The sequence below is a fragment of the Collinsella sp. CLA-ER-H11 genome (assembly GCF_040092445.1).
GTDB lineage: Bacteria > Actinomycetota > Coriobacteriia > Coriobacteriales > Coriobacteriaceae > Collinsella.
Genome location: NZ_JBBNLN010000005.1, coordinates 72,201 through 97,516, shown reverse-complemented (window position 1 = coordinate 97,516; position 25,316 = coordinate 72,201). Strand labels below are relative to the sequence as shown.

General features: G+C 61.0%; 20 protein-coding genes and 2 tRNA genes. 2 read left to right on the top strand and 20 right to left on the bottom strand.

Annotated elements, in window-relative coordinates; all coding sequences use genetic code 11:
• Positions 1-4 precede the first annotated feature (4 nt).
• Complete coding sequence (gltB, locus tag AAAX35_RS05320) at positions 5-4,699, bottom strand: glutamate synthase large subunit (RefSeq protein ID WP_349116967.1); 4,695 nt, start codon at positions 4,697-4,699, stop codon at positions 5-7.
• Positions 4,700-5,105: 406 nt separating this feature from the next.
• Here gltB and AAAX35_RS05315 point away from each other — a divergent pair, with 406 nt between their 5' ends.
• Positions 5,106-6,398: an Nramp family divalent metal transporter gene (locus AAAX35_RS05315; RefSeq protein ID WP_349116966.1), complete on the top strand. Its 1,293-nt coding sequence runs from the start codon at positions 5,106-5,108 to the stop codon at positions 6,396-6,398.
• A 151-nt stretch (positions 6,399-6,549) separates the two neighbouring features.
• Here AAAX35_RS05315 and AAAX35_RS05310 read toward each other — a convergent pair whose 3' ends face one another.
• The 6 genes from AAAX35_RS05310 to AAAX35_RS05285 all read right to left on the bottom strand — a co-directional run bounded on the left by AAAX35_RS05310 (position 6,550) and on the right by AAAX35_RS05285 (position 9,132).
• Entirely contained in the window at positions 6,550-6,693 is a 144-nt protein-coding gene (locus AAAX35_RS05310; RefSeq protein WP_035137395.1) for a rubredoxin-like domain-containing protein, read from the bottom strand.
• An 88-nt stretch (positions 6,694-6,781) separates the two neighbouring features.
• On the bottom strand, positions 6,782-7,285 hold the full coding sequence (locus AAAX35_RS05305; protein WP_349116965.1) for a flavin reductase family protein: 504 nt from the start codon (positions 7,283-7,285) through the stop codon (positions 6,782-6,784).
• Between the two features lie 207 nt (positions 7,286-7,492).
• Positions 7,493-7,963 carry an SsrA-binding protein SmpB gene (smpB, locus tag AAAX35_RS05300; protein WP_006235325.1) on the bottom strand — a complete coding sequence of 157 codons (471 nt, stop codon included), beginning with the start codon at positions 7,961-7,963 and terminating at the stop codon, positions 7,493-7,495.
• Positions 7,953-8,870: a hypothetical protein gene (locus AAAX35_RS05295; protein ID WP_349116964.1), complete on the bottom strand. Its 918-nt coding sequence runs from the start codon at positions 8,868-8,870 to the stop codon at positions 7,953-7,955. Before AAAX35_RS05295 ends, smpB begins: the two co-directional genes overlap by 11 nt.
• A 94-nt stretch (positions 8,871-8,964) precedes the next feature.
• A tRNA-Glu gene (locus tag AAAX35_RS05290) sits at positions 8,965-9,041 on the bottom strand.
• 17 nt (positions 9,042-9,058) lie between these two features.
• Positions 9,059-9,132, bottom strand: a tRNA-Gln gene (locus AAAX35_RS05285).
• A 276-nt stretch (positions 9,133-9,408) separates the two neighbouring features.
• Between AAAX35_RS05285 and AAAX35_RS05280 the strand changes: the two genes are divergently transcribed.
• Positions 9,409-9,819 carry a hypothetical protein gene (locus AAAX35_RS05280; RefSeq protein ID WP_349116962.1) on the top strand — a complete coding sequence of 137 codons (411 nt, stop codon included), beginning with the start codon at positions 9,409-9,411 and terminating at the stop codon, positions 9,817-9,819.
• Between the two features lie 220 nt (positions 9,820-10,039).
• Here the strand turns inward: AAAX35_RS05280 and AAAX35_RS05275 are convergent, their stop codons facing one another.
• The 13 genes from AAAX35_RS05275 to AAAX35_RS05215 all read right to left on the bottom strand — a co-directional run bounded on the left by AAAX35_RS05275 (position 10,040) and on the right by AAAX35_RS05215 (position 25,316).
• On the bottom strand, positions 10,040-10,399 hold the full coding sequence (locus AAAX35_RS05275; protein WP_117746558.1) for an arsenate reductase family protein: 360 nt from the start codon (positions 10,397-10,399) through the stop codon (positions 10,040-10,042).
• Positions 10,400-10,521: 122 nt separating this feature from the next.
• Positions 10,522-11,103, bottom strand: coding sequence for a VanZ family protein (locus tag AAAX35_RS05270; protein WP_349116961.1), 582 nt, complete (start codon positions 11,101-11,103; stop codon positions 10,522-10,524).
• Between the two features lie 104 nt (positions 11,104-11,207).
• Positions 11,208-11,813 carry a recombinase family protein gene (locus AAAX35_RS05265; RefSeq protein ID WP_035137411.1) on the bottom strand — a complete coding sequence of 202 codons (606 nt, stop codon included), beginning with the start codon at positions 11,811-11,813 and terminating at the stop codon, positions 11,208-11,210.
• 176 nt (positions 11,814-11,989) lie between these two features.
• On the bottom strand, positions 11,990-14,125 hold the full coding sequence (locus AAAX35_RS05260; RefSeq protein WP_349116960.1) for an RNB domain-containing ribonuclease: 2,136 nt from the start codon (positions 14,123-14,125) through the stop codon (positions 11,990-11,992).
• A gap of 135 nt (positions 14,126-14,260) precedes the next feature.
• Positions 14,261-15,181, bottom strand: coding sequence for a permease-like cell division protein FtsX (gene ftsX, locus AAAX35_RS05255; RefSeq protein WP_117769462.1), 921 nt, complete (start codon positions 15,179-15,181; stop codon positions 14,261-14,263).
• Positions 15,168-16,388 (bottom strand): cell division ATP-binding protein FtsE, encoded by a 1,221-nt coding sequence (gene ftsE, locus AAAX35_RS05250; RefSeq protein ID WP_271741691.1) that lies wholly within the window; start codon positions 16,386-16,388, stop codon positions 15,168-15,170. Before ftsE ends, ftsX begins: the two co-directional genes overlap by 14 nt.
• A 451-nt stretch (positions 16,389-16,839) precedes the next feature.
• Positions 16,840-17,781 carry a transketolase family protein gene (locus tag AAAX35_RS05245; RefSeq protein ID WP_349116958.1) on the bottom strand — a complete coding sequence of 314 codons (942 nt, stop codon included), beginning with the start codon at positions 17,779-17,781 and terminating at the stop codon, positions 16,840-16,842.
• 1 nt (position 17,782) lies between these two features.
• On the bottom strand, positions 17,783-18,613 hold the full coding sequence (locus tag AAAX35_RS05240; RefSeq protein ID WP_035137416.1) for a transketolase: 831 nt from the start codon (positions 18,611-18,613) through the stop codon (positions 17,783-17,785).
• Between the two features lie 207 nt (positions 18,614-18,820).
• Positions 18,821-19,711 carry a YitT family protein gene (locus AAAX35_RS05235; protein ID WP_006235307.1) on the bottom strand — a complete coding sequence of 297 codons (891 nt, stop codon included), beginning with the start codon at positions 19,709-19,711 and terminating at the stop codon, positions 18,821-18,823.
• Positions 19,712-19,876: 165 nt separating this feature from the next.
• On the bottom strand, positions 19,877-21,025 hold the full coding sequence (prfB, locus tag AAAX35_RS05230) for a peptide chain release factor 2 (RefSeq protein ID WP_349116957.1): 1,149 nt from the start codon (positions 21,023-21,025) through the stop codon (positions 19,877-19,879).
• A complete protein-coding gene (secA, locus tag AAAX35_RS05225) occupies positions 21,025-23,832 on the bottom strand; it encodes a preprotein translocase subunit SecA (RefSeq protein WP_349115397.1) in 2,808 nt (935 codons plus the stop codon). Before secA ends, prfB begins: the two co-directional genes overlap by 1 nt.
• 346 nt (positions 23,833-24,178) lie before the next feature.
• Positions 24,179-24,604: a 50S ribosomal protein L31 gene (gene rpmE / locus AAAX35_RS05220; RefSeq protein WP_006235303.1), complete on the bottom strand. Its 426-nt coding sequence runs from the start codon at positions 24,602-24,604 to the stop codon at positions 24,179-24,181.
• A 367-nt stretch (positions 24,605-24,971) separates the two neighbouring features.
• Positions 24,972-25,316, bottom strand: a complete 345-nt coding sequence (locus AAAX35_RS05215; RefSeq protein ID WP_152067963.1) for a hypothetical protein — start codon at positions 25,314-25,316, stop codon at positions 24,972-24,974.

The following is a 25,316-nucleotide window of genomic DNA, read 5'->3' as shown; positions in this document are numbered from 1 at the left end:
GCACTTACGCCTCCTTCTTGGTCGAAGCAACAGAGCTGGCGGCGGGCACAGCACCAGCGACACCACCCGCCACATCAAAGCGAGCAACATCCGCGGCACTCGCGCGGCCGGTCACAATGTCAAACGCCAGCTCCTCGGCCTGCGCATGCGTCTTGCCGACGGCCTCGGCGGCGGCGACAATCGCCAGCACGCGCTCGTACTCGGTTGGAATGACCTTCACAAAGTGCTTGCTCATCGTCTCAAAGCTGTAGAGCAGCTTAATACCGCGCGGGCTCTGCGTCGCGTCCACGTGCTCCTGGATGAGCGCACGAATCTGCGCCAGCTCGCCGGCCGTCGGGGCCTTGAGCTCAACGCTCTCGTGGTTCACACGGGCATCGAGCGTGCCGTACTGGTCAAAGACGTAAGCCACGCCGCCCGTCATGCCGGCGGCGAAGTTCTGCCCGACCTCGCCCAGGATGAGCGCCAGACCGCCCGTCATGTACTCGCAGCCATGGTTGCCGCAGCCCTCGACCACCACGGTGGCACCGGAGTTGCGTACGCCAAAGCGCTGGCCTGCCAGGCCGTTAATAAAGCCGCGGCCACTCGTGGCGCCAAAGAACGCCACGTTGCCCACGATGATGTTCTCGTCGAACTTGTAGGTCGCATGCGGGTTGGGGCGCACCGACACCTCGCCGCCCGAAAGGCCCTTGCCAAAGTAGTCGTTGGCGTCACCGCACACATTGAGCGTAATGCCGCGCGGCAGGAAGGCGCCAAAGCTCTGACCGGCCGAACCATCGCAATCGATGGTAATGGAGCCGGCGGGCAGGCCCTCGGGATGCGCCTTGGTCACCGCGTTGCCCAAGATGGTGCCCACGCAGCGGTTGACGTTGGCGATATCGGCGCGGAAGCGAATCGGGCGCAGGTGCGCACGGGCATCGGCCGTATAGGGCACAAACAACGTGGAGTCGAGCGTCTTGTCGAGCTCACTGTCCGCAGCCATCTGGGGCAGGAAGTGACGGCCGTCGGCACCCGGGATATGGGCGCCGAACTCACAGGTCGCGCTCGCCAGCACGGGCGACAGATCGAGCAGGTTGGCCTTGCGGTTGCCCGGGACCTCAATCTGGCGCAAGCACTCGGGATGGCCGACCATCTCGTCGACGGTGCGGAAGCCCAGGCTCGCCATGACCTCGCGCAACTGCTCGGCAACAAAGAGCATAAAGTGCTCAACGTGCTCGGGCTTGCCGCGGAAGCCACGACGCAGGCGGCAGTTTTGCGTAGCGATGCCGGCCGGGCAGGTATCCTGCTGGCAGTCGCGCTGCATGAGACAGCCCATGGAGATGAGCGGCATGGTCGCAAAGCCAAACTCCTCGGCGCCCAGCAAGCAGGCGACGGCAACATCGGTGCCATCCATGAGCTTGCCGTCGGCCTCGAGCACCACGCGGGAGCGCAGGCCGTTTTGCAGCAACGTCTGCTGGGCCTCGGCAAGGCCGAGCTCCAACGGCAGACCGGCGTGCCAGATAGAGTCGCGCGCAGCGGCGCCCGAGCCGCCATTGTGACCGCTGATCAAGATCTTGTCGGCCGCGCCCTTGGCCACACCCGTGGCGATGGTACCGACGCCGGCCTCGCTGACCAGCTTGACCGACACGCGCGCGCCGGGGTTGGCGTTCTTAAGATCGAAGATAAGCTCCGCCAGGTCCTCGATGGAGTAGATGTCGTGGTGCGGCGGAGGCGAGATCAGGCCGATGCCGGGCGTGGACTGACGGACCTCGGCGATCCAGGGGTAGACCTTCTTGCCGGGCAGGTGGCCGCCCTCGCCGGGCTTGGCGCCCTGGGCCATCTTAATCTGAATCTCGAAGGCGCTGCACAGATAGCGGCTCGTCACGCCAAAGCGCGCGCTTGCCACCTGCTTGATGGCGGAGTTCTTGGAGTCGCCGTTGGCCAGCGGGGTCTCGCGACGCGGATCCTCGCCGCCCTCGCCCGAGTTGGAACGGCCGTGCAGGCGGTTCATGGCGATGGCCATGCACTCGTGCGCCTCTTTGCTGATGGAACCGTACGACATGGCGCCGGTGTTAAAGCGGCGGACGATGTTGAGCGCGGGCTCCACCTCGTCGAGCGAAACCGGCGTGCGGCCGCTGGCATTAAAGTCCAGCAGGTCGCGCAGGCGCACGGCACGGCCGGTGCGGTGCAGTCGGGCGCTGTACTCCTTAAAAGTGTCGTAGCTGTCCTCGCGGCAGGCAGTCTGCAGCAGGTAGACGGTCTGGGGGTCGATCAGGTGATCCTCGCCACCGAGCGGGCGCCACTTGGTCAGGCCCAGCGTAGGCAGCTGATCGGGAGCTGGGCTCTTAAGGATGGCGAGCGCGGCGTCATAGCGCTCATTCTGCTCGCGCTCAACGTCCTCGACGCCCATACCGCCCACACGGCTCACCGTGCCGGCGAAGTACGCGTTGACGAACTCCGGCGTAAAGCCCACGGCCTCGAAGATCTGCGCCGAATGGTAGCTCTGCACCGTGGAGATGCCCATCTTGGACATGATGGAGACGATGCCCGCCGTCGCGGCCTTGTTGTAGTTGGCGATGCCCTGCTCGGCCGTCACGTCCAAATCGTCACGTGCCGCCAGATCGCGGATGCACGCATGTGCGTTGTACGGATAGATGCCGCTCGCGGAGTAGCCCACCAGTGCCGCAAAGTCGTGCGGGGACACGGCGTCGCCGCACTCCACCACGATGTCGGCAAAGGTGCGCACGCCGGCGCGGATCAGGTGGTTGTGCACGCAGCCCACGGCGAGCAGCGACGGCACGGGCACCTCGCCCGCAGCGGCACGATCGCTCAACACCACGATGTTCACGCCGTCGCGGACCGCAGCCTCAACGTCCTCTGCAAGCTGCTTGAGCGCGGCCTGCAGTGCGCCCTCGCCGGCATCGCGGCGGTACACGGCACGGAAACGGCGGGTCTTAAAGCCCACGCGGTCGATGGCGCAAATGCGGTCGAACTCCTCCTCGCTCAGCAGCGGACGCTCCAGGCGCACCAGCTGGCAGGCCGTACGGGAGTCCTCGAGCAGGTTGCCGTGGTTGCCCAGGTAGAGCGTGGTCGAGGTGACCATATGCTCGCGAAGAGCGTCGATCGGCGGGTTCGTGACCTGAGCGAACAGCTGATAGAAGTAGTCGAAGAACGAGCGCGTCTTCTTGGACAGGCAGGCCAGCGGCGCATCGATACCCATCGAGGCGAGCGGCGCCTTGCCCTGCTGGGCCATGGGACGCACGACCTCGTCGACGTCATCCCAGTGGTAGCCGAGCTTGGCCATGCGCACGGCGGCGGGCACCTCGTCGTCCTCGGCGGGTGTTGCCGCAACGGGCTCATCGAGCGCGTCAACGGTCAGCGTCTCCTCGGCAATCCAATCACGGTAGGGCTTTTCCTTGGCGTAACGGGCGCGCAGCTCGTCGTTGTAGATGACGCGGCCGCGGGCAAAATCGACCTCGAGCATCTGGCCCGGTCCCAGACAGCCGCTCGTCAGGATGTTCTCGGGGCTCACCTCGATGGTGCCCACCTCGCTCGCCAGCATAAAGCGGCCGTCGCGCGTCACGTAGTAGCGGGCGGGGCGCAGGCCGTTACGGTCGAGGGCGGCACCCAGGGTACGGCCGTCGGTAAAGGCGATAGCGGCAGGACCGTCCCACGGCTCCATGAGCATGGACTGGTAAGCGTCGTAGGCGCGGCGCTCCTCACTCAGACTGTCGTTGTGGTCCCACGGCTCAGGCAGCAACATGGACGCGGCACGCGTAAGCGGGCGACCGTTCATGACCAAAAACTCAAGCACATTGTCCAGAATCGCGGAATCGGAGCCCTCGCGGTTGATGATGGGCATCACGCGCTCAAGATCGTGCTGCAGCACGGGGCTGTACAGGTTGGGTTCGCGGGCGCGAATCCAGTTGACGTTACCCTTGAGGGTGTTGATCTCGCCGTTGTGAATGATAAAACGGTTGGGGTGCGCACGCTCCCAGCTGGGCGTGGTGTTGGTGGAGTAGCGCGAGTGGACGAGCGCCACGGCCGTTTTGACGGCGGCGTCGTTGAGATCGATGAAGAAGCGGCGCATCTGCGTGGCGACCAGCATGCCCTTGTACACGATGGTGCGCGAGCTCATGGAGCAGACGTAGAAGATCTTGTCGCGCAAGGCGAACTCGGCGTCGGCCTTCTTTTCGATGGTGCGGCGGCACACATACAGGCGGCGCTCGAAGGCGTCGCCGGCGGGCGTGTCGTCGGGGCGGCCCAGGAAGGCCTGCAAGATTGTGGGCATGCAGGCGCGGGCCGTCTCGCCCAAATCGTGCGGGTCGACCGGCACCTCGCGCCAAAAAAGCAGCGGCACGCCGGCCTCGGCGCAGCCCTCCTCAAACACGCGACGGGCATCCTCTACGCCCTTGCCGTCCTGCGGGAAGAACAGCATGGCCACGCCATAGTCGCCCTCTGCCGGCAGAATCTGGCCGCACTTTTGGGCCTCTTTACGGAAAAAGTGATGCGGAACCTGGAACAGGATGCCGGCGCCGTCGCCGGTGTTCTTCTCGAGTCCCGTGCCGCCGCGGTGCTCCAAGTTGACCAGAATGGACAGTGCGTCGTCCAGGATCTGGTGATGGCGCTCGCCGTTGATATCGGCAAGCGCGCCGATGCCACATGCATCGTGGTCGAATTCGGGGCGATAAAGGCCCTGCTGCTGAGCGGAATCTGCCTGCATCGCGATCCTCCCCTAGATATTAGACAGTCAGTTGAATAGGCATACTAGGAGCACCGCCGGCCCGTTGTGTTTCCCACCCGTTTCGAAACAATCGCGTAACGCACGCCCTACGAGTGGACACCGCCGACCTCAAGGGCGACAACATAGGCCCCAAGTTCGGCCTGTAAGCTCACCGCTTCAAACATCTCAATCTGTAACACGAAGAGCCGGTTTTGGCGGTCAGCTGTTACAAATCAAGATTTTTCATAGGACCATTTCTTCCTGTCTTGATCTGTAACACCTAGACCCAATTTCCATCCTTAGTTGTTACGGATCAAGACATTTCGGCAATCCCCTTTCACCGTCCCATTCAAATACAACAATTTTGTTAGTCTTGGTTAACTTTTTAGCATAAAACGGGTATCCTTTGCGGCGTCAAGCAAACGGCACGCAGGAGCTCACCATGCTCAACCATCTCAAACATCATTTTGGCTCCCGACGCACCGGTGGTCACGGAGGCCTAGACATTGCGCGGCATATCGGCCCCGGGCTGCTCGTGACCGTCGGCTTTATCGATCCGGGCAACTGGGCCTCCAATATGGCCGCCGGCTCGCAGTTTGGCTACGCGCTGCTGTGGATCGTCACGCTGTCCACGATTATGCTCATTGTGCTGCAGCACAACGCGGCACACCTGGGTATCGCCACGGGCGCCTGTCTTGCCGAGGCCACGACCCGCTTTCTCCCCTGCATCATGGGACGCGCGGTGCTCGTCAGCGCCTATCTCGCTACGATCGCCACCGCCATGGCAGAGGTCCTGGGCGGTGCGATCGCGCTCCAAATGCTCTTTGGACTGCCCGTGCGCGCGGGCTGCGTCATCGTGGCGGCGGCATCGTTGGTGATGCTCATGACGAACTCCTACAAGCGTGCCGAACGCTGGATCATCGCCTTCGTCGGCGTGGTAGGGCTCTCGTTTTTGGCCGAGCTTGCACTAGTCAAGGTCGACTGGCCGCAAGCCGCCGCAAGCTGGATCACGCCCAGTATGCCCACTGGCTCGGCCGCGATTATCGTTAGTGTCCTGGGTGCGGTCGTTATGCCCCACAACCTCTTTCTACACTCCGAGGTCATCCAATCCATGCACTTCGAAGGCCAAGGCGAGCAGGTTATCGAGGAACGTCTGCGCTACGAGCTCTTCGACACGCTCTTTTCGATGGGCGTGGGCTGGGCGATCAACTCGGTCATGGTCATCCTGGCCGCAACGACCTTCTTTACGCACGGCATTGTCGTAGACGACCTCGCCGTCGCAGCGGACATGCTCTCCCCCATTCTGGGCCCGGCAAGCTCGACCATCTTTGCGGTAGCGCTGCTGTTCGCGGGCATATCGAGTAGTGTGACGGCGGGCATGGCGGCGGGCACCATCACCGCGGGCATGTTCGACGAGGAATACGACATCCACGACCGGCACTCATCGATTGGAGTGGCGGTCTGTTTCGTCGGCGCAGTGGCGGCGTGCCTGATTGTCCCGAATCCTTTTGAGGGTCTCGTCTGGAGTCAGGCGCTGCTGTCGCTTCAGTTGCCGATTACGGTCTTTGTGCTCATACGGCTCACCAGCTCACGCCGCGTCATGGGCAAATACGTCAACTCGCGCCCGCTCAACGCGCTGCTCGTAGGGATCGGCGTCATCGTGACGATTCTCGACATCGTGCTGCTAACGGGGATGTAATTGGGATGGCGTGACTGTCCAGATATAACGTCTTAATCTGTAACACGTGAGACCGTTTTAAACCGTCAGATAAATCAAAAGGGTCCCGGCCGAGAATTCGACCGGAACCCTTGGACAGAGCTATGTTCGGCTTTCGCCGTGTGCCTGCGAGTTACTCCTCGACGAGCTCAAACTGATCGGGACCGACGCCGCACACCGGGCACACGTAATCCTCGGGCAGCTCGGGCGTGTCGACCTCAACCTCGTAACCGCAAACGGTGCACACAAACTTATACGTCTTCTTCTCCTCAGCCATGATGTTCTCCTCTCGAACGTGACTGCTGGTGTACTTGCTTATTAGTATATATTCTCAATAATATAATGCAAGTATTTTTAGAACATTTCTAGCCTTGATACGACGAGGCTTTGGGCGGCGTCTTGCCCTTCAAGACCTTGTGATAGTAGTCATAGGTCAGCGGGGTCTCGCCGCTCAAGCGCTCGGCATCCTCCACCTCGCCGATAAAGAGCAGGTGCGTGCCCACGTCCACGGTATCAATCAAACGGCAGCTAAACAGGGCCGCCGCATGCTCGGGCACATAGGGCATGCCCAGAGCCGTCTCGCGGGTCTCGTATTTGGCAAACTTGTCATAATCGCTGCTGGTGCGGAACCCAAAGTTACCGATGTAGAGCATGTCGGCCGTCTGATCGATCACGGTCAGCGCGAACGCTTTGGCCGATGCGATGACGCCCGAGGTGACATTGTCCTTGTTCACGGCAACCGAAATACGCGGCGGCATGGACGTCACCTGCACCGCAGTGTTGATGACGCAGCCGGCACGCAGCCCGTCTGCCGCAGCGCTCACCACGTACAGACCGCTCGGCATGGTAAAGAACGCAGTTTTGTCCATAACGATCACTCCCCTAGCTCGGGTTGGAACCTCATGAATGTATGTACCCACAAAAAAAGGCGGCACCCATAACGGACGCCGCCTTTGAGACATATGTGTCAGAACAGTAAGAAAGATGAGACGCCCGCAGTTGCGGTGAAATAGGGACTGAATAGCCCCTCAAACAGGCAAAACAGTCCGTATTCCACCGCAACTTATACAGAGTACCTAGCGGTTGCGTTCCTTAAGGGCGCGGTCGATCTCGCGTTGGACATCACGCTTGGCCATGTCCTCGCGCTTGTCGTAGAGCTTCTTGCCGCGACCCAGACCCAGCAGCAGCTTTACGCGGCCGTCGGTATTAAAGTAGAGCTCCAACGGAACCAGCGCATAACCACGGTTGCGAAGTTTGCCGTCAAGAAAGTCGATCTCCTTGCGGTGCAGCAGCAGACGACGCCGACGGTCGGGATCGCGATTCCACACGCCACCATGGCTATAAGGGTGGATATGCAGTCCGACGAGCCAGCACTCGCCGCCACGAATCAGCGCAAAAGTGTCAGTGATCTGACAGGCGCGCTCGCGAATCGACTTGACCTCGGTGCCGCTCAGCTCAATACCGCACTCAAACGTCTCATCGATAAAGTACTCGTGATGTGCCGAGCGATTCTTGGAAATGAGTTTGCGCTCGCGCTTACTGGGCATCGCCGGCCTCCTTGGCGCCATCGGCGTTTGAGCCCGCAGTCTCGCGCTTTGTCTTGCGCTCGGCATTGAGCTCGGCATCGCTCTCGCGCACCAGTTTGATAATCGCCGCGCAGGCCTCCTCGCCCACCAAGTCGCGAGCACGTACCGTCAGGTGCGTCGCCTCCTGCTTGTCGCCGTCGCTTGCAGCATCGGTCGCGCACATAATCAGGCAGATGGCAATCTCGGCCGAAGGCGAGGTCGGCACGCCTTGCAGGGCCAATTCACCCATCACGTGGTCGTCGCTCTCATCAGCGGCATCCGGATAGGTGGTATGGATCTTGTTGAGCAGGCGCGTCGTATGCGCATCGTTGGGCGCCAGGCGCAGCGCCAGACGCGCGCAGCCCACGGCAGCCGAAACGTTCTCGGTCTCGGGCTCCAAGAAGTACTGACCTAGATTGGCGTAAGCGCGGGCGGCGCACTTGCCATCGCTTGCACGCTCCAGCACCGAGAACGAGAGCGATGCCCATTCCTGCTTGTCCTCGAGTGCACGGAACAGCTCGGCCAAATCCAAGCGATAGTTGCAGTTCATGGGGTCCCAACGCACAGCCTGCATCAGGGCATTACGAGCGCTTACATAATCCTGCTGGCGAATGTAGGCAAACGCCATGTCAGAGTACAGGCGGTCAAACGGCACCTCGACCTGCACGAGCTCGCGCGGATCCTTCTCCACGCGGCGATAGGCCAAGCGCTCAAACTTGCTATCGAAGCTAAAGTATTGACGCTTCTCCTCCGTCTTGCACTCAGCGTCGATATACTCCTCGGCGAGCTCCACCAGACGCTCCAGCAGCGGCGTCGCCGTAGCCAGGTCGCCCTGCGCCAGATAGTTCTCGGCATACGTGATGTCTTGCAAGCTGATGGGCAGATCCATGGCTACTCCTCGATCTGAGCGAAACACGGCAGGCGCCGTACATACGGTCAATACACAAAACCCGGGTCTCTTACGAGGCCCGGGCGTTCAATTTTGGTAGCCCGTACCAGATTCGAACTGGTGATCTCCGCCTTGAGAGGGCGGCGTCCTAAACCGCTAGACGAACGGGCCATATGAAGCAAATGCAATGGCTGGGATGGAGGGAGTCGAACCCCCATTGACGGAACCAGAATCCGCTGTCCTGCCATTAGACGACATCCCAATGACTGCATCGCTGCGCTCGGCTGTGCCTTTGCGCAAGAAAGAAATATACGGGAAGTCTCGCCGTGACGCAAGCCCCAATTTTGACTTTTTTGAAATTCAGTCAAATTGGCCTAATTTAGTCCAACCCGTGAAGGACCTGTGAAGCCGACCGCTGTACACGAAGGGCAAAACGCCGCGAGCGGTAGCCGTCAACCGTTGGCAGATTCTACCGTGAAAACGATAGCACCAGGCAACACAATCGAAGTATCAATGATCGCGTAGATATCGAGGCGCCATGGACGAAGAGCTTGATTACCTATGGGAGACCCTGGGCCTCGAGATCACTGCCGACCTTTGGCCCGAACGGGACAAAATCCATCCCACACTGCGCCCCGCCATTACTGTGGTGCAGGCAAAATACCGCCGTGCATCCTTTTTGATCATGCGGATGTCATGGCACGCGGGACTCCCCGACCTTAAGCGAATCCAGGCAAGCCTCGTCGAGCTGTCCGGCATGCCGACCGTCATATCCGAGGCGCACCTGGAGCAGCGCCAGCGCGAGCGACTGCAACAGCAGCGGATTCCCTTTATCTGCCCCGGCGTTCAGGCATATCTGCCCTTTATGGACGAGGAGTACTGGAGCGGCAAGCCCAACAAACACGTAAAGGTTTACGATCCGCACGAATGGGCGCGGCTTGAGGATTAGCGCATATGCCCGCCAGCCGGGATAGTGCGCATGCCCGCCAACCGGAAAGCTCATCCCGGAATTTACGTCCAGAACGGGACGCGCTTTCCCCTAGAGGCCCCAAACGGAAACCGTATCCCAGATTTCGCGCTCAAACTGGGATACGATTTCCGCTAGCCCCTTCAACCGGAAACTGCGTCCCGGAATCCGAGCTCAAAACGGGACGCACTTTCCGCAACCACTACAGCAGCACCTCGGTCCAGGTCGCTTCCTTAAACCCAGGAATCGCAAAGTCGTCGCCCACCAGCAGCGGACGCTTGACCAGCATGCCGTCGGTCGCCAGCAGCTCGTAGCATTCCCGATCCGTCATGCCCGCATCCAGACGCGCCTTCAGGCCCAGCTCTCGATATTTCATGCCCGACGAATTAAAGAAGCGCCGCACCGGCAGCCCCGAACGAGCAATCCAGGTCGCAAGCTCATCAGCCGTGGGATTGTCCAAAACGATATCGCGGTCGATATACTCTACCCCATGTTCGTCCAGCCATGCCTTGGCCTTCTTACAGGTCGAGCACTTGGGATATTCAACAAACAATACCGCCATGGGATTTCCTTTCTTAGAGAAAACAGGTGTATGGAAAACTGCACATCGACGACCGCTCGCGATTGCAGCCGTTATTGTAGTCAATGTCGAAGCATAGGCAGTCGCGATGTCTCGTCTTAAGGCTAGCGCCTCGCATGGGCGCCGATCGGCCGAGTCGCATGGCGCACCAACGCCGCTGCCAGCAATACCAACAGCATGGCGGTGATATAGCCCGCAGCATCGAATCCTAAATCGATAACGTCGAAATGCCTGCCGGGAACAAAGATCTTATGTACCTGATCGCCAACGGAGCAGGCGGCGCAAAAGAGCAATACGGGCACGCAACGGGAGCACACGCTCCACGGACGCCTGGAAAAGCAAGCCACGATCACCGAGGCGAACAATCCGACGAAGAAAAACTCTACGGTATGGGCAACGCGACGGACGTTTGTGCCCACCCACATGCGAATGGAAGCAAGTCGGCCAGACCGGACATTCGAGGCAGCCGAATCGGCGCCCCCGGTCATTCCGTTCTCTGTCTGGGCTTCACCCGTGGCATCGGCAGCCTGAACGCCCGTAGCCTGACCCTCCACCACACGCGCGGTGGACTCGCTCAGCAACGACGTCTCCACCGCATTTTGCTCCGTCAGCACCCAGATGCCCGCCAGCGTTGCAACGAACAGAACGATCGCGGTCCATCCGATTATTTGTTTTACGCGCGCCAAGGGCCAACCTCCTTTTTTGAATATCAGCGAGTGTAGCCCCAAATGGCATCGTCACCGTATCAAAATTTGAATCGCAACAGGAAGCGACAAAGCGACGCAAACCCCTACCCCGCCTCGCGCATCCAGCGATCGAACGTCCCCACGCACACGCCCAGGCACTTTGCTGCCTGGCTGCGGGTAATATCGCCTGCCTCATAGCTATCGCGCACCAGCTCAAACTGAGGAGGGCACGGCTTGCGAGGTCGACCGAAACGGACCCCTCGCGCTCGCGCCGCTGCAATCCCCTCCGCCTGGCGCCGATGGATATTCTCGCGCTCCACCTGCGCCACGTAGCTCAGCAGTTGCAGCACAATATCGGCAATCAGGGTGTTGGTCACATCCGGCGCGCCGCTGGCCCTGACGCGCGTGTCAAGCAATGGCATGTCCAACACCACAATGGCAACCCCGAGCTCCTTGGTAATGCGTCGCCATTCCTCAAGAATCTCGGAGTAATTACGGCCAAGTCGGTCGATAGAAAGAACCACCAGTACGTCCCCGTCTCCCAGGACGTGCAGCAGCTCGCGATAACGCGGTCGATCGAAGTCCTTGCCGCTCGCATGGTCGGCATAAATATTCGCCGAGCCCACGCCATAGGCGCCCAGCGCATCCAGCTGCCGATTAAGGTTCTGATCGCGCGAACTCACCCGCGCATAACCGTACACCGTCGCCATCTCATCCCCGCTTTCTTGTAAACCTGCCAAAAGGGACAGGTTTATTTTGGTAGGTTTTACCTCTCAAATAGCAGGTAAGCGGGCGGCCGAGCAGACGGCAAGGTAGCCACGATTCAAATGCGAAGGGCGGTCCCGAAAGGCCGCCCTCCGCTCCCCCACCATGAGTCGGGATTTGGCTAATGGATAAGCTTAAAGTCCAAGTGCCCACGCGTGGTATTGACGCGCGAGACCTCGATAATCACGCGCTGCCCCAGCTCGTAACGGGTGCCCGTGTCGGCACCTGTGAGCGTGAGCGCGTCCTCGTCGAACTCGAACCACTCGTTGCCCAGACTCTTGATCGAAACCAAGCCTTCGACCTGCGTTAGGTCCAAGCGCACAAAAAGGCCCATGCTGCTAACCCACGAGACGGTTCCGGCATAGCGCTCGCCCAGACGGTCCTCATAGTACTGGGCAATCTTGATCTTTTGCGTCGCATGGCTGGCGGCATCTGCCGCGCGCTCGGCATCGCTGCATGCGCGGCAGATCTGCGGCAGAATGCGCGGCAGCGACTCGCGCCCCTTGCCGATCAGCCGCGGCGTACGGACCAAGGCGTCCTTGCCGCCGAGCTGCTCATAGGCCAACTGCAGTTTGAGCACGCGATGCACCACCAGGTCGGGATAGCGGCGAATGGGACTCGTGAAGTGGCAATAGCACGGCGCGGCAAGCGCAAAGTGGCCCTCGTTGCGCGGCTTGTACAGCGCGCGCTGCATGCTGCGCAGAAGCAGCGTGTTAACGAGCGGTGCGTTGGCCGTACCGGCGGCAGCATCGACTGCAGCCTGCAGCTCATCGGGGCTCCCCAGGGCAATACCGGCAGCACGGCGATCGTCGATGATGCCTAGCTGCGCCAGCGCAACGGCGGCACCGTGCAGGCTATCGGGGCTCGGATCCTCATGCACGCGATAGCAGGCCTCGATATCACGGTCTGCCAGCCACTCTGCAACGCACTCGTTGGCGAGCAGCATAGCTTCCTCGATAAGCGACGTGGCACACGAACGCTCACGCGCCACAATCTGCACGGGCACTCCGTCCTCATCCAACAGAGCACGAATCTCGGCCGTGTCAAAATCGACCGAGCCGCGGGCGCGACGGATACGACGGCGGAGTTCGGCGAGTTCGTTAGCGGCGACAAGGAAATCGCCGAGGTCGACGTTGTAGCCGCGGGCGGCCTCCTCGCACGCAAGACCGCGCTCAAGCGCTTCCTCGCGCGAGGTCTCGGCAGCCGCAACATCCTCGGCTGCACCCTCCAGCACCGAATACTCAACCGCGCCGGCACGCACCAGCAGCGCCTCGGCGCCGTCATAGTCCATACGCACACGCGAGCGAATCACGCTGGGGTACGGATTGTAATGCCGCACGCGACCCTGTGCATCGAGCTCAATGTCAACGGTAAACGCCAGGCGGTCCTCGTCAGGGCGAAGCGAGCACAGGTCATTGGACAGGCGTTCGGGCAGCATGGGAAGCACGCGATCGGCAAGATACACCGACGTCGTGCGGTGACGAGCCTCAAGATCGATATGCCCGTCCCACGCCACATAGTGCGAGACGTCGGCGATATGGACGCCCAGCTTGTAGCCACCCTCGGGCGTGCGCTCCAACGAAATGGCATCGTCAAAGTCGCGCGCGTCGACCGGGTCGATCGTGATGACAAAGCGGTCGCGCAGATCGCGGCGGAGCGGGTCCTTAAGCGCCGCGGACACATCGAGCGAAAGCCCCTCGGCCTCGTCCAGCGCGGCCTCGGGATAGCTATCGGTATAGCCGTAACGCGCCATCACATATTGAACGCCCAAATCGGGCGCGTCATCTCCGCCAATGCGGCGTTCGATCGTCACAGTGCCCGATTCCAGGCGCGTCGGGTAGGTCAAAATGCGCGCGACAACGGCATCACCCGGGTGGACACCCAGACGATCCGCCGAGGTATCCTCGGGCAAAATGAAGAAGTCGGCCTTCAAGCGCGAATCGAGCGGCTCGATCACACCGAGCGGACCGGCGGTCTGGTACGTGCCCACCACGCTTATGGCTGCACGCTCAACCACGCTTTCGATCACGGCGCGCCGCTCACCGTGCGGGCTGTTCTTAATGCTCACGGCAACGGTATCGCCATCCATGATCTCGCGCTTACCGCGGCCCATGACCTTGTAGTCGCCGTTTTCGGTTACAACGTAGGCGCTATGCTCATGGAGCTGCACGCGCCCGGTCAGGCTCGGACGGCGCTCGCTGCGCACCGGCCCGCGCTGATTGCGAGCTCCACGCTTATGCTTGTTATTGCGCCCCATGGCGCCTCCTAACTATCGATTGCGAACTCCAAAGAGTCTACCCAAATGATTCGCTTTCCTGCCGTCCCCTAGGGATCAAAAAACGGGCCGCCCCATAAGAGACGACCCGTTGGAAGGGATGAATTCCAAGCATGCCTACACGCGCAGGTAGCGGCGCATGGCGATGGCAGAACCAAAGAGACCGATAATCACACCGACCAGAATCAGCGCAGCATAGGTCACCAGGTAGTACTGCATCGGCAGGGCAAACGACATCCAGCCGATGCTCTCCTGCAGACGCGGAATCATCAGATTGCGCAGCAGCTCCAGAACGCCGATGGAAAGCAGCGAGCCCAAAATGGCCTGCAGCACGCCCTCGGTGATAAACGGGCCACGAATGAAGCCGTTGCTGGCGCCGACCAGACGCATAATCGCAATCTCACGACGACGCGCCGTGATGGACAGGCGAATCGTGTTGTTGATGAAGATGAATGCGATAAAGGTCAGAAGACCAACGAGCACCACGGCGGCGATGCGGATGTAGTTGGTCACCTGGAACAGGCGGCTCACTTCCTCCTGGCCGTACAGCACGCTCGCGTTGACGTCGCCGTCATCCGCGATCTTCTGGAAATCGGCATCCTTCTTGAGCTTCTTTGCCGTGCTCTCGACCTTGGACGGATCGTCCATCTCAATAGCGAAGGAAGCCGGCAGCGGGTTCTGGCCATCGAGCGCGCTCATGGTGGCGTCGGCGTTGCCCGACATCTTGCTCGTATACTCGGCCAGCGCGTCGTCCTTGTCCTTATAGGTCACGGACTTGACGTTATTCCACGTCTTAAGCTCGGCCTCAAAAGCCTGAACATCGGCCTGATCGGCGTCATCACTAATGAACGCGTTGATGACAACCTGATCCTCGACGGTGCCGATCACGGAGTTCAGCATCGCAGAGCCCATGATGAACAGGCCGATGATAAACAGCGAAAGGAAGATCGTGATGACGGCGCCGAGCGAGGTAGTCCAGTTACGGAAGAAGTGGCTGATTGCCTCTTTGAAGGAGTAGCCCACGTTAGTTGGTGCCATAGTTGCCGTAACCTCCCCTCTCCTGGTCGCGGATGACGTGGCCGCCCTCGAGGGCGATCACGCGACGGTGCATGCTATCGACCATCTCGCGGTCGTGCGTGGCGACGATCACGGTGGTGCCGGTGCGGTTAATACGCTCGAGCAGCTTCATGATGCCCAGCGAGATCGCCGGGTCGAGGTTGCCCGTGGGCTCGTCGCAGATCAGCAGCGGCGGACGGTTGACCATAGCACGGGCGACGGCAACGCGCTGCTGCTCGCCACCGGAAAGCTGGTCGGGCAGCGAGTCCATCTGATCGGCCAGACCGACCAGGCGCAGCACCTCGGGCACCTGGCTGCGAATGACGCCCTTGGGCTTGCCGATGCACTGCAGGGCAAACGCCACGTTTTCGTAGGCGGTCTTTTGCGGCAGAAGCTTAAAGTCCTGGAACACGGCGCCAATCTGGCGGCGCAGGAACGGAACCTTGCGGTTCTTGATCTTCATGAGGTCCTGACCGGCAACCAGGATGCGGCCGCTCGTCGGCTTGACGTCGCGGTTGAGCGTCGACAGCAGCGTGGTCTTACCCGAGCCGGAGTGACCGACCAGGAAGACGAACTCGCCCGGATAGATCTCGATGTTGATGTCGTCGAGTGCAGGCTTGTTGGGCTGTGCCGGATAGATCTTGGTGACATGCTCCATAAGGATGACGGGCTCGACACCGGCCTGCTTGGCCATCTTCTTGCGGCTGGCCTGCGGATCGATGGGCGCAAACACCGACGTAAAATCGGGGTTGTTGAGCGCGTTATCGAGGCTTGCGACCTCGGCTGCCTGATCGCTCTCGACCACCGGGGCAGCAGGCTGCGTGGGGTCGGGAATAGCGGCAAAGAGACCGGACTGCGCAGGCTGAGGAGCCGGCGTCGCAGGGGCCAAGGGGTCGGGAATGCCGGCCATGGTAGGCTGCGGCGTGGCGGCACCAGCCTGAGGCTGCTCCACGCGAGCGGTCACGGCCTGAACGGGCTCAAAACCCGCCGCGCCGGAAAGCGCAACATCGCTGGTGGGATTGTAGGCAAAGGGATCGGATGCCGGCTGTGCCTGATCTGCCGGCTGAGCGGGGGCCTGAGCAACAGGCTGGCCCTCTGAATCCGGAGTGGCGAAACGACTGCCCTGGACGCCTGCCTGCGTCTTGGGGGCATCATCGCCCGCACCGGAGGTACGGAAGTGGTTACCCACTGGTGCTCCTTATCGTCGTGCGTTTAAACTACATGAGCGCTTAATATTTTAGCAGCATTAGCTTTGCTGCACATAAGAAGCATGGCCGTGTTTGGGTCCCTCCGGCCGGACACAGGGTTGCTTTCCAAATCGTCCTCGGACATGTCGGAGCCTCCGCTGCGCACTACGTGCGGCGGGGGCTCCTCCGTCCTGCGGAAAGATTTGGAAAGCAACCCTGTGTCCGGCCTGCGGCCACTAGGGGGCCGACGCACCAGCTTGAGATGCCGTGCACACAAAGTTGGGAGGGTCTGAATTGCACTTTGCTGGTCTGGGCCCGTTTCCCGGAGAAAGCCCTTACTTGGTGCGGGCCTAATTTGTTTGTTGCCGACAAAAAACAGGGGCGTCCTCTTTGAGGACGCCCCTGTTATGGATTGCATACGGTTGCTGAAGCGATACTTTGCCTCGTCTTGTCCTAGGCCAAGAACTCCTTGGTGGTCGCCATGATGTTGGCGGCGTCCAGGCCGTACTTGTGCAGGAGCTCGGCGCCCGGGCCGGACTCACCGAAGGTGTCGTTGACGCCGATCTTCTTGAGCGGCGTCGGGCACTGCTCACACAGGACGTCGGCAACGGCGCTGCCCAGGCCACCGATCACAGAGTGCTCCTCGACGGTCACGACGTGGCCGGTCTTGGTGGCGCTCTTGACGATCAGGTCGGCATCGATGGGCTTAATGGTGTGCATGTTGATGACCTCGGCGTCGATACCCTCGGCAGCGAGCTGCTCGGCGGCCTCGAGGGCCTCGCCGACCATCAGGCCGCAGGCGATGATGGTCACATCGGCGCCCTCGCGCATGACAATACCCTTACCCAACTCGAACTTGTAGGTCTCGGGGTCGTTAATAACCGGCGAGGCCAAACGGGCGAAGCGCATGTACACCGGACCGTCGCACTCGTAGGCGGCGCGCGTCACGGCGCGGGCCTCGACGTCGTCGGCAGGAACGATCACAGTCATGCCGGGGATGACGCGCATGAGGGCGATATCCTCGCAGCACTGGTGCGTGGCGCCATCCTCGCCCACCGAGATACCGGCATGCGTGGCACCGATCTTAACGTTGAGGTGCGGGTAGCCGATGGAGTTACGGACCTGCTCAAAAGCGCGGCCGGCTGCGAACATGGCAAAGGTGCTCGCGAAGGCAACGCGGCCGGTGGTCGCGATACCGGCGGCGACGCCCATCAGGTTGCTCTCGGCGATACCCACGTCGAAGAAGCGGTCGGGGCAGGCGGCCTTGAACTTGCCGGTCTGCGTGGCGGCGGCCAGGTCGGCGTCGAGGACCACAAAGTCATCGTGCTCGTTGGCGAGCTCGACGAGGGCCTCGCCGTAGCTTACGCGCGTGGCGATTTTTTTGACGTCTGCCATCCTAGAGCTCCTCTCCGGCGGCCGTGAGCTCTGCCATGGCCTGCTCAAACTGTTCATCGTTGGGGGCCTTGCCGTGCCAACCAACCTGGTTCTCCATAAAGGACACGCCCTTGCCCTTCAGGGTCTCGGCGATAATGGCGGTCGGCTGCCCCTTGGTGGCGCGAGCCTCGGCAAAGGCGGCGCGGATCTGGTCGAAGTCGTTGCCGTCGGCGAGCTCCACCACGTGGAACTTGAACGCGCGGAACTTGTCGGCGAGCGGCATGGGGTCGTTGACCTCCTCGACGGGGCCGTCGATCTGCAGGCCGTTGTGGTCGACGATCACGCAGAGGTTATCGAGCTGCTGGTTGCCGGCAAACATGGCGGCCTCCCAGACCTGGCCCTCCTCGCTCTCGCCATCGCCCAGCAGGGCGTACGTGCGGTAAGTATCGCCCCAGTGCTTGGCGGCAACCGCCATGCCCACGGCGGCGGAGATGCCCTGGCCGAGCGAACCGGTAGACATGTCAACGCCCGGGGTGTCGTTCATGTTGGGATGACCCTGCAGGTGGCTGCCGATATGGCGCAGCGTCTCGAGATCCTCCTTGGGGAAGAATCCACGCTCGGCGAGCACGGCGTACAGACCAGGCGCGCAGTGACCCTTGGAAAGCACGAAGCGATCGCGATCGGCCTTGCGGGGATCGGCCGGGTCGACGTTCATTTCCTCAAAGTACAGATAGGTCATGATGTCGGCAGCGCCGAGCGAACCGCCCGGATGGCCGGACTTGGCAGCGTGCACGCCGGTGACGATGCCCTTCCTTACCTCGTTGGCAACCTTTTTGAGCTCTTCGTCGCTCATTGTGCCTTCCTTTCATCCTCATTAGACAAAATGCGCACGGCACCGAAGGTAATCCCAACACAGCCGCAATGCACGTACGTCATTCATTATGCTGGAAACTGATGGCTTTACCAGAGTTTTTATCATTATTTGAACAATTTAGCAGGCAGAACCGCTGATGAAACGGTTTATCAATGTGAACGTCTTTTGGATGGAACGCAGTCGACCCTACGCGCTAATGTCCTTGAATCCCTCGCCGAAGGCTTCCGTAACGTCAGCGACCGTCACAATGGCGTGAGGATCGCGCTCGCGCACGATCGTCTTGAGGGTATTGAGCTCTCGACGGCTCACGATGACCATAATCACCGGCTTCTCGGCACCCGAATACATGCCAGTCGCCTTAAACTTGGTACAACCACGACCCAGGCCATACATGATATCGGCAGCGATATCAGGGAACTTATCCGAGATGATGAGTACCATACGGCGTTTGTTGCCGCCATCGACCACGGCATCGATCACATAGCCGCTAATGACCATCGAAAGGCCTGCATATAGTGCGTTTTCGATTGAAAAGACCGGAGCCGACAGCGCACACACGGCAACGTCGATTGCCATGACGGTCGAGCCCACCGGCAGCGAGGTGTTACGCGAAATGATTTGGCCAATCGTGTCCGAGCCGCCGGTGTTGGCGCCGGCACGCAACACCATGCCGTAACCGATGCCCGTAATAATGCCGCCCCACATGGCGGGAAGCATCAGGTCCGCATCCGCCAGAGGTGCTACAAACGGGGCGAACAGATCGGTAAAGAAGCCCAGCAGCACAAAGCCCGTCGCGGTCTGCACCACGTAGAACATGCCGCCCTCGCGCATAACGACCAGCAGCAGCAAGGCGTTCATCACGATGGTCTGGATACCGACGGGAAGCGACACGCCTCGCGCCGCGCCGACCGCCTGGATAATGGTGGCAAGGCCCGTAACGCCACCGGCGGCAAGACCATTGGGAATCAAAAACAGATCGGTCGCGATGGCGGCCAAGGCACACCCCAACATGATCTGGGGCAGGTCGTGAAAGAAGTTCATCGAAAGAATGCGCTTGATGTCCAGACGATATGCCATGCTGCCTCCCTCAAAAAAGCGCACCCAAACGGATGCGCTTTGAACTTCTTCTTGTATTCGATTCTACCGATTCGCCGGACAAAAACCACCCCTGCGCAGGGTTTATTCTGGATACAAACCCGTCCAACCGTTGGGCTTAGCATCGGTTTGAAGCCGCCCGATGTTTTAGACCTCCGAGCCTTCTGCATCGGCGTTGCCGGTGGCCCAGCGATGGTAGCCAATAACAAACGGGTCCAGGTCGCCATCGTCAAGAACGGCCTCGACATTGCTGGTCTCCACGCCCGTGCGTAGGTCCTTGACCATCTGGTACGGGTAGAGCACGTAGCTGCGGATCTGGTTGCCAAAACCAATCGTGGTCTTGGGTCCGCGAATCTCATCGAGCGCCTCGGCACGCTTCTCGAGCTCAATCTCGTACAGGCGAGCCTTGAGGATCTGCATGCACGCGGCCTTGTTCTGGATCTGGCTGCGCTCGTTTTGGCAGGTGACCACAATGCCGCTGGGGAAATGCGTCACACGCACGGCGGAGTCGGTGGTGTTGACGCCCTGACCGCCCGGGCCGCTCGCGTGGTACACGTCCACGCGGATGTCATCGGGACTGATCTCGATGTCGATATCATCGGGTAGCACGGGGATGACCTCGACGCCGGCAAACGTGGTCTGGCGGCGCTTCTTGTCGTCGGTGGGGCTAATGCGAACCAAGCGGTGGACGCCGGCCTCGGCGCGCAGCATGCCAAATGCGTCCTTGCCCTCGACGGTAAAGGTCGCGCGGTCGATGCCGATGACCTCGGCTGCGGGACAGTCGTTGATGGTGACCTTCCAGCCGCGACGCTGGCAGTACTTCATGTACATCTTGAAGAGCATGAAGGTCCAGTCCTGGGCCTCCAGACCACCCTGTCCGGGCTTGATGGTCACAATGGCATCGCCGTGATCGAACTCACCGGTAAACCAGCTCGAAAGCTCAAGCTCATCGATGGCACGGGCCAGGCGCTCAGCCGTGGCTGTGGCCTCCTCGCGAAGGGCGGCGGCGTCGGGGTCATCCCCCATCTCCTCGGCAAGCTCCAGCGCGGCGCGGGCATCGGAAAGCTCGCCGCGCGCGGTGTCCACGGCAGCGATATCTTCCTTGGTGCGCGCGATCTCCTCCATGGTGGCACGGGCGGCGTCGGCGTCATCCCAAAAGCCAGGGGCAACACTTTTGGCCTCGAGCTCGGACACGCGGGTACGCTTCTCGTCCAGGTGGAGATACGACTCGACTTCACCGAGCCGGTCCGCAAACGCGTCCAGCTCGGCGGGCGTTACCTCTAAAGCCTCAGCCATTAACGATTCCTGCCGTGGCAGTACTTAAACTTCTTGCCGCTACCGCAGGGGCACGGATCGTTGCGGCCCACGTTGACGTACGGATCGTCGCTCTCGGACTTGCGATAGGTGGTCACCTTGCCACCGTTGTTGACGGCAGCCGGACCACCCTGGACAGCCGTGCGGGCCTGCACCTGCGCCTGCTTGCGCAGCACCGAGTCGCCGTTGTCACCATCGACCTCGGCAGGGCCGGAGAAGCGCGCACCCTCGAGCGCGGGCTCTTCCTTGTGCTCCACGGCACGCGGGGCAGCCTTGATCTCGATGCGCAGAACCGTACGCAGATAATCCTCGTACATGGTATCGACGAGTATCTGGAACGCGCCGTAGGCCTCGGTCTTGTACTCGACCAGCGGGTCGCGCTGGCCAAAGCCGCGCAGGCCGATGCCGGTCTTGAGGTAGTCCATCTCCTGCAGGTAGTTCATCCAACGGGTATCGATGACGCGCAGCATGACCTGGGTGTTGAGCTCGCGCATCAGGTCCTCGCCCAAGCGCTCGGCCTTCATGTTGTAGCACTTCTCTACGTAAGCCAGGACATCGGCAGCCAGGGCCTCATAATCCTCGTCGGGGAACTTCGGCGTATCGATGTGGCCGGTGAGCTCCACAACCCACTTGCGCAGGCCCTCCAGGTCGCGCTCACCATCGTGGCTGTCCTTGGTGCAGAACTCCTGCACGCAACGGTAGACGGTATCGTGCATGACCTCGGTGATGTGGTCGGTCAGGTCCTTGCCGTCAAGAATCTTGTTGCGCTCGGCGTAGATGACCTGGCGCTGCTTGTTCATGACGTCGTCGTACTCAAGGACGCTCTTACGCATGGAGAAGTTGATGCTCTCGACCTTGTGCTGGGCGCTCTCGACGGCCTTGGAGATGATCTTGTGCTGGATGGGCATGTCGTCGCCCATGTCGGCCGTGACCATCATCTTGGAGACGCGGTCCATCTTGTCGCCGCCGAACAGGCGCATGAGGTCGTCCTCGAGCGACAGGTAGAACTGGGTCTCGCCCGGATCGCCCTGACGACCGGAGCGGCCGCGCAGCTGGTTGTCGATACGACGGGACTCATGGCGCTCGGTGCCGATAACGGTCAGGCCGCCGGCGGCAAGCACGCGCTCGCGCTCGGCCTTGCAGGTCTCCTTTGCCTCGGCGTTAAACTGCTCGAGTTGCTCGGGCGTCACGTCCTCCATGGTCAGGCCCTCGTACTCAAGGCGCTCGCGCACCAGCTCGTCGGGGTTGCCACCCAGCAGAATGTCGGTACCACGACCGGCCATGTTAGTAGCGATGGTCACGGCGCCGTAGCGTCCGGCCTGGGCAACGATATGAGCCTCGCGCTCGTGGTGCTTGGCGTTGAGGACCTCGTGCGCGATGCCGCGCTTGGTAAGGGCGGCCGACAGCTTCTCGGAGCTTTCGATGGAGACGGTGCCCACCAGGACCGGCTGGCCCTTGGCGTGACGTCGCTCGACGTCGTCGGCAACGGCGTTGTACTTGGCCTGGATGGTGCGGTACACCAGGTCCTCGTGGTCAACACGTTGAACGGGCTTGTTGGAGGGGATGACCTCGACGGGCAGCTTGTAAATCTCGCGGAACTCGGCATCCTCGGTGAGTGCCGTACCGGTCATGCCGGAGAGCTTGTCATACAGGCGGAAGTAGTTCTGCAGGGTGATGGTGGCAAGGGTCTGGTTCTCCTCGCGCACGAGCACGCCCTCTTTGGCCTCGATGGCCTGGTGCAGACCCTCGGAGTAGCGGCGGCCTTCCATGATGCGACCGGTAAACTCGTCGACGATCTTAACCTCGCCGTTGGTGACCACGTACTGCTTGTCGCGGTGGAACATGTACTGGGCCTTCAGCGCCTGCTGCAGGTGGTTGACCAGCTGGCCGGAGAGATCGGCATAGATGTCATCGATACCCAGGCGGCGCTCGATTTTCTTAAGGCCGCGCTCGGTGGCGGCAATGGTGTGCTTGGCCTCGTCCATGACATAGTCGCCCGTGGGTTCAACATCCTCGGTGGCGGTGAGCATGTCGTGCGACACGTCCTCGCCGCGCTCAAGGCCACGCACGGCACGCGCGAAGTCCTTGTAGGTACTGGCGGACTTAGTGCCAGCGCCCGAGATAATGAGCGGCGTCCTGGCCTCATCGATCAGGATGGAGTCGACCTCGTCGACGATGGCGTAGTTGTGGCCGCGCTGCACGCGCTGCTCGGGACGGGTAACCATGTTGTCGCGCAGGTAATCAAAGCCGAACTCGGAGTTGGTGCCGTAGGTGACGTCGGCCTGGTAGGCCGGGCGCTTGAGCTCGAGCGGCATGTTGTTCTGGAGCAGACCGACGGTCATGCCCAGGTACTTATAGATGCGGCCCATCCACTCGGAGTCGCGCTTTGCCAGGTAATCGTTGACGGTAACGACATGCACGCCCTTGCCGGCGATAGCGTTGAGGTAGCCGGACAAGGTGGAGACGAGCGTCTTACCCTCGCCGGTCTTCATCTCGGCAATATGACCCTCATGAAGCGCCATGGCGCCGATGAGCTGTACGTCAAAGTGGCGCATGCCCGTGATGCGCTTGGAAGCCTCGCGCACGGTGGCAAAGGCCTCGGGAAGCATGTCGTCGAGCGACTCGCCGTTGGCGTAACGCTCGCGAAACTTATCGGTCTGGGCGCGGAGTTCCTCCTCGGTCATCTTCTCAAACTGGGGCTCAAGACCGTTGATCTGGTCGACGATCTTGTAGTAGCGCTTAAGGTCCTTATCGGATCCAAAGGACAGCAGCTTTGACATGAATCCCATGTGGTTTTCCTTTTTGGCCATCGCCCACGCCGTGCAGCTGCGGGCGAGTTAAACACAGATGATTGTACTTTAGCCAAACAAGGCGCGGCCTATACGGTCGAGCTCGACCGCCACGTAATAACTACGACCCGACCGACCTGCCAAAAAGGGACTGGTTTATTTTGGCAGGTTTTATCTGGGAAAACGCCGTCACTCTGCCATTTGGTGCAAACCAACCCGTCCCCTTCGCACCAATCTGGTGCAATGGGAACGGGTTAGCCTGCACCAATAAAAAGAAAAGGGCCGCGCACCCAAACGGATGCACGGCCCTTATGCCATGAATGCGAGCGATTCCGCGGCGAGCTATTTACTCAGCGGCCTCGGTGGTCTCGGCCTCGGCAGCGGCCTCCTCGACGGGAGCCTCTGCGGGAGCCTCGGCGGCCTGCTTGGCAGCCTCCTCGGCGAACTTAGCGGCACGCTTAGCCTTCTCGGCAGCCTTAGCCTCAGCGGCGGCCTTGCGAGCAGCCTCGGCCTCAGCAGCCTTGGCGGCCTTGGCAGCCTTGGCCTCCTCAGCCTTCTTGAGCTGGGCGGCAGCGGCGCCACCGAACTTGTCGGCGAAGCGCTGGACGCGTCCACCGGTGTCGACGAACTTCTGCTGGCCGGTGTAGAACGGGTGGCACTCGTTGCAAAGCTCGACCTTCATCTCGGACACGGTAGCGTGCGTCTTGAAGGTGTTGCCGCAGGAGCACGTCACCGTGCACTCGACATACTGGGGATGGATACCCTGCTTCATGGTAGGACTCCTTATTGGTCAGGCGCTGGTTACCGATCAGCGCATAAGGCGTCTTGGTTTCCGACCAAGACAACAAACTCGGCTATGGTACCACGGCGCCGCGCGTCCCACAAAAGGTTCACGGTCTTTTCGGAACGACACGAATCTGACCCATCGAAACACATCTCCACCGTTCCTTCAACTGGGAAAATGCCGTCCCCGGGGCCTGAGAAGGACCCCGGGGACGTTCGACTGACTGCGGGAACGGCCTTTCCGCTCAATGTGTTCGGCTGAGATCGGAAATCAACCAAACTGAACTAGGTTCAGTTGACATGGTTAAAAACGAGGGGCGACGCTTTTGCGTCACCCCTCGTCCCGGCCGGTTGCTTTAGTTGTACACACGGTAGTTACACTTGAACTGGGTTATATGTCCATAGTTGGAGCGGTACCAACCCGACGTATAGCTGATTGCCTCTGCGCCTAGATAGTCGTAGCCCTTGTTGTAGCGAAGCTGACGGTAGGTCGTGTCGTACTCTGCTACGTAAAACGCGTCTCCAGAGAAGGCTTTGTACCGGTCCTTAACCGTCGAAGCCATGTACGCGGGTTCGACATCGCCTTTCTCCCCGTTGAGCGCATAGACGGGTGCCGCGATTCCGCATAAAGCCGTTGCCACGAGGATGGCGTAGACAGCCATGCGCGACGCATTGGACTTCAGCTGTTCAAATAGTTTCAT

Excerpts from the sequence above, each read along its gene's own strand:
- gltB (WP_349116967.1), bottom strand. The coding sequence starts at position 4,699 with ATGCAGGCAGATTCCGCTCAGCAGCAGGGCCTTTATCGCCCCGAATTC.
- AAAX35_RS05310 (WP_035137395.1), bottom strand. The coding sequence starts at position 6,693 with ATGGCTGAGGAGAAGAAGACGTATAAGTTTGTGTGCACCGTTTGCGGT.
- AAAX35_RS05305 (WP_349116965.1), bottom strand. The coding sequence starts at position 7,285 with ATGGACAAAACTGCGTTCTTTACCATGCCGAGCGGTCTGTACGTGGTG.
- smpB (WP_006235325.1), bottom strand. The coding sequence starts at position 7,963 with ATGCCCAGTAAGCGCGAGCGCAAACTCATTTCCAAGAATCGCTCGGCA.
- AAAX35_RS05295 (WP_349116964.1), bottom strand. The coding sequence starts at position 8,870 with ATGGATCTGCCCATCAGCTTGCAAGACATCACGTATGCCGAGAACTAT.
- AAAX35_RS05280 (WP_349116962.1), top strand. The coding sequence starts at position 9,409 with ATGGACGAAGAGCTTGATTACCTATGGGAGACCCTGGGCCTCGAGATC.
- AAAX35_RS05275 (WP_117746558.1), bottom strand. The coding sequence starts at position 10,399 with ATGGCGGTATTGTTTGTTGAATATCCCAAGTGCTCGACCTGTAAGAAG.
- AAAX35_RS05265 (WP_035137411.1), bottom strand. The coding sequence starts at position 11,813 with ATGGCGACGGTGTACGGTTATGCGCGGGTGAGTTCGCGCGATCAGAAC.
- AAAX35_RS05260 (WP_349116960.1), bottom strand. The coding sequence starts at position 14,125 with ATGGGGCGCAATAACAAGCATAAGCGTGGAGCTCGCAATCAGCGCGGG.
- ftsX (WP_117769462.1), bottom strand. The coding sequence starts at position 15,181 with ATGGCACCAACTAACGTGGGCTACTCCTTCAAAGAGGCAATCAGCCAC.
- AAAX35_RS05245 (WP_349116958.1), bottom strand. The coding sequence starts at position 17,781 with ATGGCAGACGTCAAAAAAATCGCCACGCGCGTAAGCTACGGCGAGGCC.
- AAAX35_RS05240 (WP_035137416.1), bottom strand. The coding sequence starts at position 18,613 with ATGAGCGACGAAGAGCTCAAAAAGGTTGCCAACGAGGTAAGGAAGGGC.
- AAAX35_RS05235 (WP_006235307.1), bottom strand. The coding sequence starts at position 19,711 with ATGGCATATCGTCTGGACATCAAGCGCATTCTTTCGATGAACTTCTTT.
- prfB (WP_349116957.1), bottom strand. The coding sequence starts at position 21,025 with ATGGCTGAGGCTTTAGAGGTAACGCCCGCCGAGCTGGACGCGTTTGCG.
- secA (WP_349115397.1), bottom strand. The coding sequence starts at position 23,832 with ATGGGATTCATGTCAAAGCTGCTGTCCTTTGGATCCGATAAGGACCTT.
- rpmE (WP_006235303.1), bottom strand. The coding sequence starts at position 24,604 with ATGAAGCAGGGTATCCATCCCCAGTATGTCGAGTGCACGGTGACGTGC.
- AAAX35_RS05215 (WP_152067963.1), bottom strand. The coding sequence starts at position 25,316 with ATGAAACTATTTGAACAGCTGAAGTCCAATGCGTCGCGCATGGCTGTC.